The sequence below is a fragment of the Devosia yakushimensis genome, assembly GCF_030159855.1.
GTDB classification, from domain to species: Bacteria; Pseudomonadota; Alphaproteobacteria; order Rhizobiales; family Devosiaceae; genus Devosia; species Devosia yakushimensis.
Map to the genome: position 1 here is coordinate 21,764 of NZ_BSNG01000008.1, position 12,711 is coordinate 34,474.

Consider the following 12,711-nt stretch of genomic DNA (forward strand, 5'->3'; position numbering starts at 1 on the left):
ATTCATCTGCCGCAGATTTCTCTCGGCCTCTCCATTTGGAAAGCGTGTATTCCATGACACAAAACGGCAACGCTGCATCGCGGATGATTGCGCACCTTCACCAGTTCCGGGACGGGGCTTGGCAGCCCAACGTCTTGCAACGGACGAAGCTCTGTCTGCTGGACAACCTTGGTTGTTTTTCCGGTGGCTTGTCTCTTCCCCATTTTAGGCAATCAGCTGCGGGGATTAAGCGGGCCCTGTTTTCGAGTGACGCCGATATTCAATCCTCACCGTTTTTAAGGGCGCATCTCTACGGCCAGGCGGTAATTGCCATGGATTTTGACGATACGCTGTATGGGCATCCCGGGGGCCCCATTATCGGAGCGGTACTTGCACTTGCCACGGAAGGCAATTTGACGCTGGATCGAATCTTGAGAGGTATTGCAGCTGGGTATGAGGCACATGGGATCTTGTGTGAGGCGACTAAACCGTCGCCGGAACACGCCGCTAAGGTTCGCTCGGTCGGAAATCTTGACACAATCGCTGCGGCATTGGCGATCTCCGTAGCGCTCAATCTCGATGACGCCATGATCGAGCGTGTTGTTGGCGTCGCTGTCGCACATTCCATCGTGCCATATACGGCAAAATGGTATGAGCGGCCCGTGCCTGGCACGAAGAACAATATTGGCTGGATTGCCGCCGGGGCTGTGTTGGCTGTCAGCCTTGCCTTGGAGGGACAGACGGGGGTCACCCAACCGCTTGAGGGAGACAAGGGCTTCTGGAGAATGGCGGGATCAGACCGCTGGGTGTTCAATGAAGATGTGCTGAGTAAGCCGCCTGCGGTCCTCCGCACGGGTTTCAAGCATTACCCAGCGTGCTGGCATACGCAAGAGTATCTGAAGGCCTTTTCGGCCCTGCTTGACCGGGTCGACGTAGGTGATGATGTCGTTGAGATCATCATTTTTGCGACCCCGGATATCGAAAAGTTCTGCGATGGCGATCCTGTCGGAGCCGCTGATGTCGCATTCAGTCTGCCTGCGATGTTCGCACTCCTTGCCGCGGGGATTGAACCTGGCCCCCTTTGGGCAACAAGCAAACCGCAACCGCGCGCGGAATGCGCCTTCCAGCATACGCGTTCCAGCGATTGTCGAATTCTCATCAAGACCAGTAAAGGGCAGGAACTGACCGCTTCGGTTGCCGCCAATAGTTTATCAGATGGAGCAAAGACCGGTCTCGATCATGACGGGGTTTTGGCGAAATTCAGACGACTCGCGGACGACGAAATGGTGGCCGCGCTGCTCCCGGTTCTCCAACCGGAAAGTACCCTAGCTGCCCATGATGTCGGAGTTGATCTCGTGAGTGAGCTTTCAGCGAACATCACTCGGCTGATGTTGCACCACGTAGGAGGCGGCGCAGGCTAGATGGCGCCGCGCAATATCAAACGCGACCCAGCGTAGAGCAAATCAACTGATCAACTGAGCATGTTTTGGGCGATGTCTGCTGCAGTGTGACGAACGTCCTCTGCAAAGGCGTCGATAATCTTGGCGTTCTTACTGTCGAGGTTACGGCAGAGTTGGAAGTGATACGAGATCTCAGGTTCGAAGCGCCGGATTGTGAGCCGCTGCTCCAGGCCATTGAGCGTGAGAGGATGGACCAACGCAATGCCCACGCCCGCCGACACGAACTCGCATACGGTCGGTGCAACATTCGCCACGAGGACAATCTGGGGACGCACTTTATAGGCGTCGAGCAACCCCTCGATGCGCCGTCCGAGGTAAGTATCGGCTGGGAAGGTGATGAAAGGGACTAGGTCCAGATCGTGCGGTTCGACAACCGGCTTCTCGGCAAGAGGGTGTTCGAGCGGCATAATGCAGACCAAAGGGTGCTTCATTAGTGGCTCGAGGCCGACATTAGGGCTGTCCACACTTGCACTCACCAACCCGATATCCAGCTTTCTCGCGATCACTCCGTCCACGATCCATGGCGAACTCAGCGAGTGAATCGAACAGAACAGTGAAGGGCGACTAACGAGAAAGCGCGTCGTCGCGCGCTGGACGAAGGAATTGGCCAGCGTGGACATCGCGCCAATCGCGATTCTACCCTGTTCCTCACGCCGTATCGCCTCGACAGCGTTCTCGACCTGCCGGACGCCTGAGAATATCCGACCGACTTCATCATAGAGCCGCATAGCGTGGTCCGTCGGAGCGAGGCGTCCTTTGTGTCGATCGAACAGTTGCAGACCGGTATCGGCCTCCAGGTGAGCGATGAGTTTGCTCATGTTCGGCTGTGAAACATGCAGAATCTCGGCGGCGCGGCTGATCGTGCCGTTCTCCATTACGGCCTTGAAGGCCTCAATCTGGCGAAGGTTCAGCGCGCGGACCATTCCATAACCATTCTGAATATCCCCCTGTCGTTTTCGACTTGGACGAATACAGTCTCGGCGCTTACCCTACATGAAGGCAATAGGGAAAGATCATGAACGCCGACATTGTTGTGATAGGCGGAGGCATAGTCGGTTCGGCTATTGCCTACGGTCTCGCGAGGCGAAAAGTGCGAGTTGCGGTCCTCGATGGTAGCGATCGCGATGTTCGTGCCGCAAATGCCAATTTCGGATTGGTCTGGCTCCAGGGCAAAGGCACGAATATGCCCGCCTATCAACGCTGGACCCGGAAATCGATCCAACTTTGGCCCGAGTTTTCGGCCGAATTGACCGAAGCGACCGGCATCGATCTCCAATACGAGTGCGATGGTGGGCTTACCATTACCCTCGGCGAGGCCGACTTTGAGAAGCGCCGTGCGACGATTGAGCGTCTCGCAGAACAATTGGGCGATCTTGAACCCGATTGTCATATGATCGACCGCCGGGAACTGGAATCGGTCCTTCCTGGAGTTCGCTTGGGATCCGAGGTCACCGGCGCGAGCTATGGCCGCAGCGATGGCCACGCCAATCCGCTTCGCCTTCTTGCTGCCCTGCACGCTGAAACTGTTCGGAATGGCGGTGAGTTGCTCGGCGGCTGCGCGGTGCAACGCATCCAACGTGACGCCAGCGGCAGTTTCCTTGTTGACTATGGGTCTGGGCGAGTTTCCGCCGCACGTGTCGTCATTGCCGCTGGGCTCGGATCAAAGGAACTAGCCGCACAGGTTGGATTGGATATCCAGATCAGACCCCAGCGAGGCCAAATTCTTGTGACCGAACGGGTCGAGCCGTTCTTGCCGCTACCGACCAGCGGCCTGCGTCAAACGCGGGAGGGTACCGTCATGATTGGCGCCACTATGGACGAGGCTGGGTTCGATACCTCGACGACAGCAGAGGCCGCCGCTGCGCTAGGTGCAAAGGCTATTCGACGGGTACCCGCCCTCGCTGGATTGAACCTTGTTCGCCAATGGGCGGGGCTGCGGATCCTCACTCCGGACCGGCATCCTGTCTACGCAGAATCGAAGAGCCATCCCGGTGCCTATGTTGCTGTATGCCACTCGGGCGTCACCCTCGCTGCGGTGCATGCGGCCGATATTGCGCACGCGTTCGCCTCCGGCCAATTGCCGGCGTCCCTCAATGTCTTTCATCATAGTCGTTTCGATGTTTCAAAAGCTGCGTAGCGTCCATTCGTCACCCATCACCATCTTTATCGATGGCGTTCCCGTACCGGCAGAATCAGGTGAAAGCGTCGCGGCTGTGCTCGTGCGACAAGCCGATGTGTTTGCTCGTCGAACGCCAGTCTCTCAGAGCAAGCGCGCACCGTATTGCATGATGGGTGTGTGTTTTGAATGTGTCGCCGAGATTGATGGCGTTGCATCTGTCCAGACGTGCCTGAAGACCGTGAGCGATGGCATGCAGGTCCGGCGGCCTACCGGGAAACGTAGGATTGCGTCATGATGATGGTCGATCTGCTGGTGATTGGTGCCGGTCCTGCCGGAATGGCAACTGCCATGATGGCGCGCTCTCATGACCTCGACGTGATGGTCATCGACGAGCAGCCTGCCCCAGGCGGCCAGATTTGGCGTGCGGTCGAAAATGGAAGCGATCGTGACGACATCCTGGGAGCCGCTTATTCCGAGGGGCGCCACGTAGTCGAGGCGTTTCGAGACAGCGGTGTCCACTATCAACCCGAGACCCAACTCTGGAAGCTCGAGCCAGGCTTCAGCGCTTTTGTCAGCAGCGGAGGAAAGGCGGAAGTAATCCAGGCCAAGTCCATCGTACTCGCAACTGGAGCCCAGGAGCGCCCAGTCCCGTTTCCCGGTTGGACCCTTCCAGGGGTACTAACGGTGGGGGCGGCTCAGATACTGCTGAAGTCGGCGACGCAGTTCCCGAAAGGCCCGGTGTGGATAGCTGGGAGTGGTCCGCTCCCGTTGCTCTATGCGGTGCAACTGCTGAAAGCCGGTGGTAATTTGGCAGGATATCTCGACACCACCCCGCCGGGGCAATTGCGCTTGGCGCTTCGCCACCTGCCCAGGGCGCTCCTCGCAATCGGTGACTTGCTGAAAGGGATGGCATGGCTAGCCAAGCTGAGCCTTTCACGCACACAAATTGTACGTGGAGTCACCGAGTTGGAAGCCATTGGTGACGGCAGAGTAGAAAGATTGCGGTACCGGACTAAACGCGACCTTGAGGCCACCGTTCCTGCCGCCGTGCTACTCGTCCACGAGGGGGTGGTGCCACAGCTTCATACGGCGATGTCGGTAGACTGCGAGATGATGTGGAACGCGGCCCAGGAGTGCTTTGTGCCGGTGGTTGACTCTTGGGGTGAGAGTTCGGTGCCCGGACTTTTCATTGCCGGCGATGGCGCAGGTATCGCCGGCGCGAAGGCCGCGATCCTGCGTGGCAAGCTTGCGGGCCTGCGGGTTGCCGAGACCTTGGGGCGTTTGGGGGAGGCCGATAGCAGGGCTCGGCCGATCAGAAGGCAGCTGTCGCGAGAAATGGCCGCGCGTCCCTTCCTCGATGCTATGTTTAGACCCCGCCCGCAGGTGTTTGCGCCATCCGATGACACCATTGTTTGCCGGTGCGAGGAAGTCACGGCTGGGCGCGTCAGGGCTTTGGCGGGAATTGGCCGACCCGGGCCAAATAAGGTGAAGGCAGCGTCTCGCGTCGGCATGGGGCCGTGCCAGGGACGGCAATGTGGATACACAGTCACCCGCATCATTGCAGAAGCGCAGAGCGAAACGCCCTCGGAGGTTGGGTACTTTCACATCCGACCGCCGCTGAAGCCGGTGACTATCGGTGAAGTGGCCTCCTTGGCAGAAGACGCACATAGAACGTGAACCGAATTCAAGCGCCGCATGTTTCGAGCAGCGGAGGTGAGGCGCAGCTTTCGGACGACTATCCCCGAAGCAGTAAGCAGTAAGCAGTAAGCAGCATGGAAATCGGTATCGCCGGCGCAGGCGCAATTGCGATGGGTTATGCAGCTCTACTCTTAAAGGCCGGACATTCGGTTCAGGTGTGGTCGCCCTCCGGAGGCAGAACAGCGTCCCTTCTTAGCGGTATACCACTAATCGTGTCGGGAGCACTCGAGGGCGTATTTCGTCCGAATGTCTGCACGATACCTTCCGCTCTCACAGATTGCGACGTGATCGTCCTAGCCTTGCCTGCCTACGGACACCGACGCGTTCTTGACATCATCGCTCCCCACATCAAGCCCAGCAACATCGTTATTATAAGCGGCCACCTGTCCTTCGCTGCCCTGTACTTGGCGAAGGTACTTTCAAATCGCGGCTTACAGATCCCTATCGTGGCCTGGAATACGACGATGTTAACCGCGAAGGCGCGAACACCCAACGAGATCAAGGTTGGGGCAGTACGCTCAAAGGTGGACATGGCCACGCTGCCTGCTCGTCTTGGCGAACAAGCACATAAAGTCTGTGTATCTTTGTTTGGCGATCGATTTGTCATGAGAGACGATCTGCTGACGATTGCGCTTAGCAACCTGAATCCTCAGAACCATCTGGGAACGGCGCTCTGCAATTTGACTCGCATTGAACGAGGTGAGGTGTGGGGGCAACGTGCAAACGTCACTCCAGCGGTGGGAAGACTCCTCGAAGCTATGGACGAGGAGAGGCTGCTGGTTGCAGCGTCATTCGGCAAAGCGGTTCGCACGATCCTCGACCACTATGCCCTTTCTTTCAATGTTGGCCGCACTTCTGTAGTCGAGATATCACAGGAACTCGCGCGGCGTGGAAGCGATCCCCTGGGTCCAACCACCCTCGAAACGCGCTACGTCCTTGAAGACGTTCCATACGGACTCGTTCCGACCCTCTATCTCGCAAGGCTGGCGGGGGTGGCGATACCGCTCCACCAGTCCGGGGTTGATATTCTAAGCGCATGCTACGGCCGGAATTTTTCTGCTGAGAACGACCTGCTCGGCGAGTTGGATTTGCTGAATGTCGCCGTGCTCATGGATTTGGTTTCGAATGGATATCCCGTCGCGAGATGAGCCTGATGCGCATGATTAGCACTCTTCCGCAAATCACCACGTACCACGTTGCCGAAGAAGGTGATGACGGCTGTTCGAGCAGGAGAGCTCAATGCCTGAGACAGATTTAGTTGCAGAGATGGAGGCTGAGATCCGTGCCAAGCCAGTCTTTCTTTCTGACGTCAATGCGATGGTTGCGCGTGCTGCTCGCCTCGTGCCGATGCAGGACGGACTCTTCGAAAAGATCTCGGTTTGTAACGAGACGTATGTCACCCGGTTTGGCGTGCGATTGCGTGGTCGGATGTGGACCTTCGAAGGCTGGCGTGCTGTGCATTCCAACCATCCGTCTCCTGCCAAGGGCGGGATACGGTACGCCCCCGATGTTGGGGTGGACGAAGTCGAGGCGCTTGCTGCGCTGATGACATATAAGTGCGCCCTGCTTGGGCTTCCATTCGGGGGCTCGAAAGGTGCTCTGAAAATCAAGCCTGGCGACTGGAACGACTACGAACTGGAGCGCATCACGCGCCGCTTCGCCCAAGAACTTACGCGACAGAATTTCCTCAGTTCATCTCTGAACGTGCCGGCGCCTGATGTCGGTACGAACGAAAAGACCATGGTATGGATCGCTGACGAACATCGGCGTCTCAAACCCCAAGACATCAATGCGGAGGCATGCGTTACCGGCAAGCCATTGGCCGCCGGGGGCATTGAAGGGCGTTCGGAAGCGACCGGGCGCGGTGTGCAATTCGCACTGCGCGAATTTTTTGCCCATCCGAAAGACGTGGAGCGCTGCGGTCTATCCGGTGGGCTTGATGGTCTCAGGGTCATCGTGCAGGGATTTGGCAATGTGGGCTATCACGCCGCAAAGTTCCTGTCCGAGGATGGATGTCGGATTGTAGCGGTGATTGAGCACAATGGTGCGATCGAGAACTCCGGAGGGCTCGACATCGATGCGCTCTACAACCATTTCGCGGCGTATCGCACCTTCGAGGAATTTGCGGGCGGGCAATTTGCAAAAAGCAGTTCTGATCTGCTGACAACACCTTGCGACATTCTCATCCCGGCAGCGCGAGAAGGTGTGATTACTGGCGAGAATGCGCATGCCATTGCAGCTCGCGTTATTGTCGAAGCAGCGAACGGCCCCATTACATTCGAGGCTGACGCCATTCTCCGCGACCGCGGTGTGGTCATCATCCCAGATCTTTTCGCCAACGCCGGCGGGGTCACCGTTTCCTATTTTGAATGGGTCAAGAACATTGCTCACATGCCATTCGGGTTGATGGAGCGGCGACGACGGCAATATGAAAATACGCTTCTCACCTCGACACTCGAACGCACGCTCAACACTAAGTTTCCCGACACCATCGCCAATCTTGGTGGGGGGCGGGAGATCGATCTGGTTCGTTCCGGCCTTGAAGAAAAAATGCGGTCAACCTACGCCCAGATGTCCCATCTCTGGAATAATGCCGAGGGCATCGACGACTTGCGGACAGCGGCATATGTGATCGCGCTCACGCGCATTAAGGGCATCTACGAAGCGATCGGCATCTAGGCGTAGCGAGCGGTTCTGCGGAACTCGCTCAAGGAGCGGTGAGAGGAAATCGGCAACTTCGAATTCTGGGGGTTCGCCTTGCCTGATCGCGTTGTTGACACCCGTTTGTTCCGGTACGCTCTGGCGTCCGCCGAGCATGGCAGCTTTCGCCGGGCCGCCGCAGCGCTCCATGTCCAGCATTCGGCGCTCAGCCGCGGAGTACGCAGCCTAGAACATAGACTCGGTACGCAACTCTTCGAACGGTACCACGCCGGCATACGCCCGACGCCTGCCGGCGATCGTTTCCTGGAGGAGGCCACTCTGGGTTTCGACCATCTTCGGCGGGCCATGCAGAGGGTGGAAGCCTTGCAGAGGTGTGAGCACGGTGAACTCACCGTCGGCGTAAGCCTCCCTTTCGCTCTGCTGTCCGACCTGTTCGAGCGCTTCCGCAAAGACTATGGCGGCATTTCCATTGAGGTCGTCGAGAGCGCGTCGGCTGCAAGCAGCGCTTTGGTCCAGCAGCGCCGGATGGACCTCGCATTCGTGACTAAGGCTCAGCGCCCTGAAGCATCTCAATCGCTGCACTTGCGTGATGAGCGGATGGTGGTCGTGCTTCCACAGTCGCATCCGTTGGCTGGTGCGCGCAGTCTGACGTTGGGCGACCTGCACTCAGAGCGGTTTGTCCTCTGCGCCGAAGGCTTGGGCCCCGACATCGAGGAATACCTGATCCAACTGATGGCGAAGCAGGCTGGCGTCCCAAGGGTGCAGATGCACCGTGTGGGCCTGTGCAGTCTGATAAACATGGTGGCAACCGGGTTTGGTGTGACGCTCGTCGTTGGCCGGCCGCCGTGTACTGCCGCCGATGGCGTCGTGATCGTGCCACTCGCAGGTCGGCATGTTATTCCCGTCAAGGCAGTCTGGATGGAGTCCAATCCCAATCCCGCCCTCAGGGCGCTGCTTAACATCGTGCGCGAGTTCATCTAGGCCGGGACGGCCTCGCGATGACAAATCGCCAATGGCGTGTTAGCGCCAAAAATTGATCAAAAGAGAGGAAGTACTTCATGACAACTGCAAATGAAATTGCCGACAAGCTCGCCATCGAGCACGGCTTGACCAAGGCCCAAGGCAAGGCGCTGGTCGACGGCGTCTTCAAGGCGATTGCGGAAGCCGCTGTTTCTGGCGACGAGATTTCCTTACCCGGCTTTGGGAAGTTCAAGGTTAAGGCGACTCCGGAGCGCGAAGGCCGAAACCCGTCCACGGGCGCAACCCTCAAGATTGCGGCCGCCAAGAAGTTGACCTTCACACCGGCCAAGGCACTCAAAGACAACCTCAATAGGTGAACCCGTTCAGGGGGAACCTTGAACGTGTAGCGATGTGTCGATGCATGCCAGCCATTGAAAGGGGGAAGCTAAGCTCGCGGCACCTTGCGCGCGCGGGCGAAACCGCGATCCGTCGCGATGAAGCGCTCGACCATCGGTGCGATCAAGCGGATCGGATCGCCAACAGCCTGCCCGGTCTCGCGAGACAGAGCCTCGCCATAGGCAACGAGATCGCGATGCAGCGCGGCTGGCAGTTCCAGCGTGATCTTCACGGGCTTGTCGTCCGGGATTGCACCGAGCTTGAGCTTGGTCACTACGCTGCTCCATAGGGTTCGAGGACGAGGTCGCGCGTGACGATCACCCTCACGGGGAAGCCAGGGCGGATCGTCAGCGTCGGGGCGATCTGCAATTGGCGCTGGATGATCTGCTGGCCCGCGTCGGTGATGGTGTCTTGGGTTCCACTGCGGATCGCCTGGATGAGGCGGTCGTCGTCATGCATGGTTAGTTCCGCGCCGACGGCGAGCAGTGTCGACAGGCCGGCTGCCTTCATCAGATCCCACCAGTGGTAGTCGACGCCATCTTCCAGGCCGGCATAGCCTGCGGTGTCCGCACCGGGCTGGCGCTCGAGAACTATAGAGCGGCCGTTCGGGAAGATGAGGCGGTTCCAGACAAGCAGGACCCGGCGCTGGCCGAAGGCGATACCATTGTCGTATTCGCCGATGATGCGAGTGCCCTGCGGAATGAGCACCATGCTTCCAGTCGGGCTGTCATAGATGTGCTGGGTGACCTGGGCGGTAATCTGACCGGGAAGGTCGGAGCGGATACCGGAGATGAGCGCGGCCGGGATCACGGAACCGGCCTGTACCACAAAGGGCGAGGCCGGCGCAGCCACCCGGTCGGGGGCGACCGTACGGCGATCCACCTCTGCATCGAGGAAAGCCCGTTGCCGATCTCCGCCTCCGTTGCTGAGGGTGGGCGTCCAGGTGCCTGTCATAGATGGAATGCCCGAGGCGTCGGACGCAACGGGCGAACTTGTCTGAACGAAGATCTTGCTGGTGCGGGCTGCCTCCATCTCAGCGAGGCGACGCTGTTCTTCCGGATCGGGTTGCACCGGCATGATCTCGGCCGGAACGTCGCGGCCCTCTTCGCGGGCGCGCACGATCGGTCCACCGAGGTCGCCTGGGAGCGCCGGCCCGAGTTGTGGAATACCGCTATAGTCGTCCGGCAGTCCCTGCAGACCATCGGCCGTTTGCCGGCGGTCGGTGGTGAAGAGCTCGTCGTGATTCACCTGACGGTCGGTGCTCTGGAGCGCATAGATCAACGCGCCGCCAATGCCGAGGCCGACAAATATCCCGAGACCGGCCAGCACGCGACGAGAGATGCGCGTCACACGTGGCGGCTCCGGGCGCAGCCGCATGGTGTCTGGAGTTTCAGGTCTGGTCGCGCCATTGTCCCTTTCGGTCCCGCCGTTGGTCTCGCTCATGTCGCGGGCCTCCCATCGATGCGCACGATCCTGACTGTCTGCTGCTGCTTGCCGCTGCCGAGGCGCAGTTCCGCCGCGCCGAACAGGCGATCGACGATCAGGATGTTCTGGTAGATGCGGCTGTTGACGATCTCGGGCTCGCCATTCGAGCCGATGACGAAGATCGGCGGCATCTCGCCCTGGATGATGCCGCGCGGGAACTCGACATAGACACGGCGTCCATCGTCATAGACCGAGATTGGGCGCCAGGGCGGTGCGTCGCCGCTCAGCCCATAGCGGTGGTTCCGCGCCGCTTGGGCCGGGATCACCGGCGCAGCTGGGATGTTGGTCCGCTGCGAAGCGACCTGCGGATAGGCCCAGGCGACGGCCGGCATGTAGGGAGACTCGCCGGAGCGCAACTCGATGAGGTAGGTACGGCGATCCGTGGTGATTACGAGGTTGGTGGTGATGTCGGTGCGGGTCGGCTTGACCAGCACATGGACGCGCCGCGTGGCGCCGCTGCCGCTTTCCGTGTCACCGATGATCCAGCGGGCGGTGTCGCCGGCGGCGATCGGTCCGGCGCCGGTCAGGCTCTCGCCAGGCTCGAGCGCGATGACGGTGATCTGCCCTGGCGCGGCGTAGACCTGATAGAGCGCGCCTTCGCTCCACGGATAGATTTGTATGGCGTTGAAATAGCCGTCCTTCCGGGGTTCAACCCGCGCCGCGACATTGGCGTTCTCCACCCGGCCTGTCGGCGTGGTTGCGGGGTCACCGCCCTTGGACGGCGTCCAGGATGGCGGCACGAGGACGGGACGAGGCGTTGTCTCGCCCGTGGGGACGGCAACGGCCGCGAGCGGTGGCACGTTGGCGTCGTAGCTGATCTGCGGTGGCCGCCGCGCGGTGGCGCAGGCCGTCAGCGAGACGGTCGCGAGCAGAAGCACCGCGAGGGTGGAGGCAGATTTACGGAAAGCCGGAAGGTCGGCTCTGTGGATCGTCGGTCTGGTCATTGCCCCAGCTCCTTTGACCAGTTGATGGCATTGACGAAGACACCCAGGGGGTTGCGGCGAAGGCGCTCGGCGTCCCGCGGTTGCTGGATGACGATCGTGAGAATGGCGGTCCAGCGTTCGGTGCCGGCGAGTTGCCCGTTCTCGTAGCGGCGCTCCGTCCAGGCGACGCGGAACGAATCCGGCGACGCGCGGATGACGCTCGAAACCTCGACCGCGACCTGCTGGCGCCCAACGCGGCCGAACGGGTCGGCCGAGCGGGCATAATCGTTGAGCGCGGTGGCGCCGCGATCGGTGGTGAACTCATAGGCGCGCAGCCAGTTCTGGCGCACGACGATTGCATCGGCTGGCAGGCTGCGAACCTGTTCGACGAAGCGCGCGAGGTGGAAAGCGATCTGCGGATCGGTGGGCTGGTAGTCCGCGGTCGCAGGCTCGACGGAACGTGCCTCGCCGGTGCGGTCGACCTCGACCACCCAAGGCACGACGGTGCCGCGCGCCGACTGCCAGACCAGAGCGCTAGCAAAGCCGGCGGAGAGGATGAGGCACCCAAAGGCCATCAGTCGCCAGTTCTTTGCCTGGACCCGGGCCGAGCCCATGCGCTCGTCCCAGACCTGCGCGGCGCGCTGGTAAGGTGTCTCGGGTTCGGGGGATTTGCCGTAGTGCGTGGATGCGCGCTTGAAGAACGTCATGGATTATCTCTCTCGGAAAGGCTGACGGAGGCGCCGCCGCCATGGTTGTCGCCGGAGCGGACGGCGTGGGCGGCGGCCATGGCGCCGTGGCTCATGGTGCCGCTGTGACGCATGCGGCGGGCCCAGGCGGGTGGCGTGTCGGTGGCGATGGGACCGGCCGGTTGGGGAGACGTGCCGGCGACGGTGCCCATCGAGAATGCGCCGCCCGTCGCGGCAAAGGCGGCGCGGCCACCCTCGTCGAAGGAGGAGCCGAGGCTGTCGGAGACACGCGACGCGGCGCGCTTGAGCGGAGACGCCGCTGCGCCTCCTGCGGCGCGCGCAAC

At 60.4% G+C, this 12,711-nt stretch carries 13 protein-coding genes and 1 pseudogene; 8 read left to right on the forward strand and 6 right to left on the reverse strand.

The window, feature by feature from the left end:
- Nucleotides 1-53 precede the first annotated feature (53 nt).
- Complete coding sequence (locus QQL79_RS22265; protein ID WP_284394547.1) at nucleotides 54-1,400, forward strand: MmgE/PrpD family protein; 1,347 nt, start codon at nucleotides 54-56, stop codon at nucleotides 1,398-1,400.
- A 50-nt stretch (nucleotides 1,401-1,450) separates the two neighbouring features.
- On the opposite strand, the gene QQL79_RS22270 is transcribed toward QQL79_RS22265, so the two are convergent.
- Entirely contained in the window at nucleotides 1,451-2,362 is a 912-nt protein-coding gene (locus tag QQL79_RS22270) for a LysR substrate-binding domain-containing protein (protein ID WP_284394536.1), read from the reverse strand.
- Between the two features lie 92 nt (nucleotides 2,363-2,454).
- On the opposite strand from QQL79_RS22270, the gene QQL79_RS22275 reads away from it, so the two are divergent.
- The 7 genes from QQL79_RS22275 (at nucleotide 2,455) to QQL79_RS22305 (ending at nucleotide 9,254) form a co-directional block, all read left to right on the forward strand.
- Entirely contained in the window at nucleotides 2,455-3,576 is a 1,122-nt protein-coding gene (locus QQL79_RS22275) for an NAD(P)/FAD-dependent oxidoreductase (RefSeq protein ID WP_284394537.1), read from the forward strand.
- Nucleotides 3,557-3,853 carry a (2Fe-2S)-binding protein gene (locus tag QQL79_RS22280; RefSeq protein ID WP_284394548.1) on the forward strand — a complete coding sequence of 99 codons (297 nt, stop codon included), beginning with the start codon at nucleotides 3,557-3,559 and terminating at the stop codon, nucleotides 3,851-3,853. Before QQL79_RS22275 ends, QQL79_RS22280 begins: the two co-directional genes overlap by 20 nt.
- Complete coding sequence (locus tag QQL79_RS22285; protein WP_284394538.1) at nucleotides 3,850-5,235, forward strand: NAD(P)/FAD-dependent oxidoreductase; 1,386 nt, start codon at nucleotides 3,850-3,852, stop codon at nucleotides 5,233-5,235. The genes QQL79_RS22280 and QQL79_RS22285 overlap by 4 nt, the downstream gene beginning before the upstream one ends.
- A 95-nt stretch (nucleotides 5,236-5,330) precedes the next feature.
- On the forward strand, nucleotides 5,331-6,404 hold the full coding sequence (locus tag QQL79_RS22290; protein WP_284394539.1) for an NAD/NADP-dependent octopine/nopaline dehydrogenase family protein: 1,074 nt from the start codon (nucleotides 5,331-5,333) through the stop codon (nucleotides 6,402-6,404).
- Nucleotides 6,405-6,495: 91 nt separating this feature from the next.
- The gene (locus QQL79_RS22295; protein ID WP_284394540.1) at nucleotides 6,496-7,935 is read left to right on the forward strand and encodes a Glu/Leu/Phe/Val family dehydrogenase; all 1,440 of its coding nucleotides are present in this window, start codon (nucleotides 6,496-6,498) and stop codon (nucleotides 7,933-7,935) included.
- Between the two features lie 78 nt (nucleotides 7,936-8,013).
- Nucleotides 8,014-8,898 (forward strand): LysR family transcriptional regulator, encoded by an 885-nt coding sequence (locus QQL79_RS22300; RefSeq protein ID WP_284394541.1) that lies wholly within the window; start codon nucleotides 8,014-8,016, stop codon nucleotides 8,896-8,898.
- Nucleotides 8,899-8,975: 77 nt separating this feature from the next.
- Nucleotides 8,976-9,254, forward strand: coding sequence for an HU family DNA-binding protein (locus QQL79_RS22305; protein WP_284394542.1), 279 nt, complete (start codon nucleotides 8,976-8,978; stop codon nucleotides 9,252-9,254).
- Between the two features lie 68 nt (nucleotides 9,255-9,322).
- Here the strand turns inward: QQL79_RS22305 and QQL79_RS22310 are convergent, their stop codons facing one another.
- The 5 genes and pseudogenes from QQL79_RS22310 to QQL79_RS22330 all read right to left on the reverse strand — a co-directional run.
- Complete coding sequence (locus QQL79_RS22310; protein WP_284394543.1) at nucleotides 9,323-9,547, reverse strand: DUF2274 domain-containing protein; 225 nt, start codon at nucleotides 9,545-9,547, stop codon at nucleotides 9,323-9,325.
- Complete coding sequence (locus QQL79_RS22315; protein WP_284394544.1) at nucleotides 9,547-10,716, reverse strand: TraB/TrbI/VirB10 family type IV secretion system protein; 1,170 nt, start codon at nucleotides 10,714-10,716, stop codon at nucleotides 9,547-9,549. The genes QQL79_RS22310 and QQL79_RS22315 overlap by 1 nt, the downstream gene beginning before the upstream one ends.
- Nucleotides 10,713-11,702 (reverse strand): P-type conjugative transfer protein TrbG, encoded by a 990-nt coding sequence (gene trbG / locus QQL79_RS22320; protein ID WP_284394545.1) that lies wholly within the window; start codon nucleotides 11,700-11,702, stop codon nucleotides 10,713-10,715. The genes QQL79_RS22315 and trbG overlap by 4 nt, the downstream gene beginning before the upstream one ends.
- The gene (gene trbF / locus QQL79_RS22325) at nucleotides 11,699-12,388 is read right to left on the reverse strand and encodes a conjugal transfer protein TrbF (RefSeq protein ID WP_284394546.1); all 690 of its coding nucleotides are present in this window, start codon (nucleotides 12,386-12,388) and stop codon (nucleotides 11,699-11,701) included. Before trbF ends, trbG begins: the two co-directional genes overlap by 4 nt.
- Nucleotides 12,385-12,711, reverse strand: a pseudogene (locus QQL79_RS22330) (P-type conjugative transfer protein TrbL); the annotation flags it as partial. The pseudogene QQL79_RS22330 and the gene trbF, both read right to left, overlap by 4 nt.

What these genes read in the sequence shown, in the direction of transcription:
- QQL79_RS22285 (WP_284394538.1), top strand. Translation starts at nt 3,850, where the DNA reads ATGATGATGGTCGATCTGCTGGTGATTGGTGCCGGTCCTGCCGGAATG.
- QQL79_RS22280 (WP_284394548.1), top strand. Translation starts at nt 3,557, where the DNA reads ATGTTTCAAAAGCTGCGTAGCGTCCATTCGTCACCCATCACCATCTTT.
- QQL79_RS22275 (WP_284394537.1), top strand. Translation starts at nt 2,455, where the DNA reads ATGAACGCCGACATTGTTGTGATAGGCGGAGGCATAGTCGGTTCGGCT.
- QQL79_RS22295 (WP_284394540.1), top strand. Translation starts at nt 6,496, where the DNA reads ATGCCTGAGACAGATTTAGTTGCAGAGATGGAGGCTGAGATCCGTGCC.
- QQL79_RS22290 (WP_284394539.1), top strand. Translation starts at nt 5,331, where the DNA reads ATGGAAATCGGTATCGCCGGCGCAGGCGCAATTGCGATGGGTTATGCA.
- QQL79_RS22265 (WP_284394547.1), top strand. Translation starts at nt 54, where the DNA reads ATGACACAAAACGGCAACGCTGCATCGCGGATGATTGCGCACCTTCAC.
- QQL79_RS22305 (WP_284394542.1), top strand. Translation starts at nt 8,976, where the DNA reads ATGACAACTGCAAATGAAATTGCCGACAAGCTCGCCATCGAGCACGGC.
- QQL79_RS22315 (WP_284394544.1), bottom strand. Translation starts at nt 10,716, where the DNA reads ATGAGCGAGACCAACGGCGGGACCGAAAGGGACAATGGCGCGACCAGA.
- QQL79_RS22270 (WP_284394536.1), bottom strand. Translation starts at nt 2,362, where the DNA reads ATGGTCCGCGCGCTGAACCTTCGCCAGATTGAGGCCTTCAAGGCCGTA.
- trbF (WP_284394546.1), bottom strand. Translation starts at nt 12,388, where the DNA reads ATGACGTTCTTCAAGCGCGCATCCACGCACTACGGCAAATCCCCCGAA.
- trbG (WP_284394545.1), bottom strand. Translation starts at nt 11,702, where the DNA reads ATGACCAGACCGACGATCCACAGAGCCGACCTTCCGGCTTTCCGTAAA.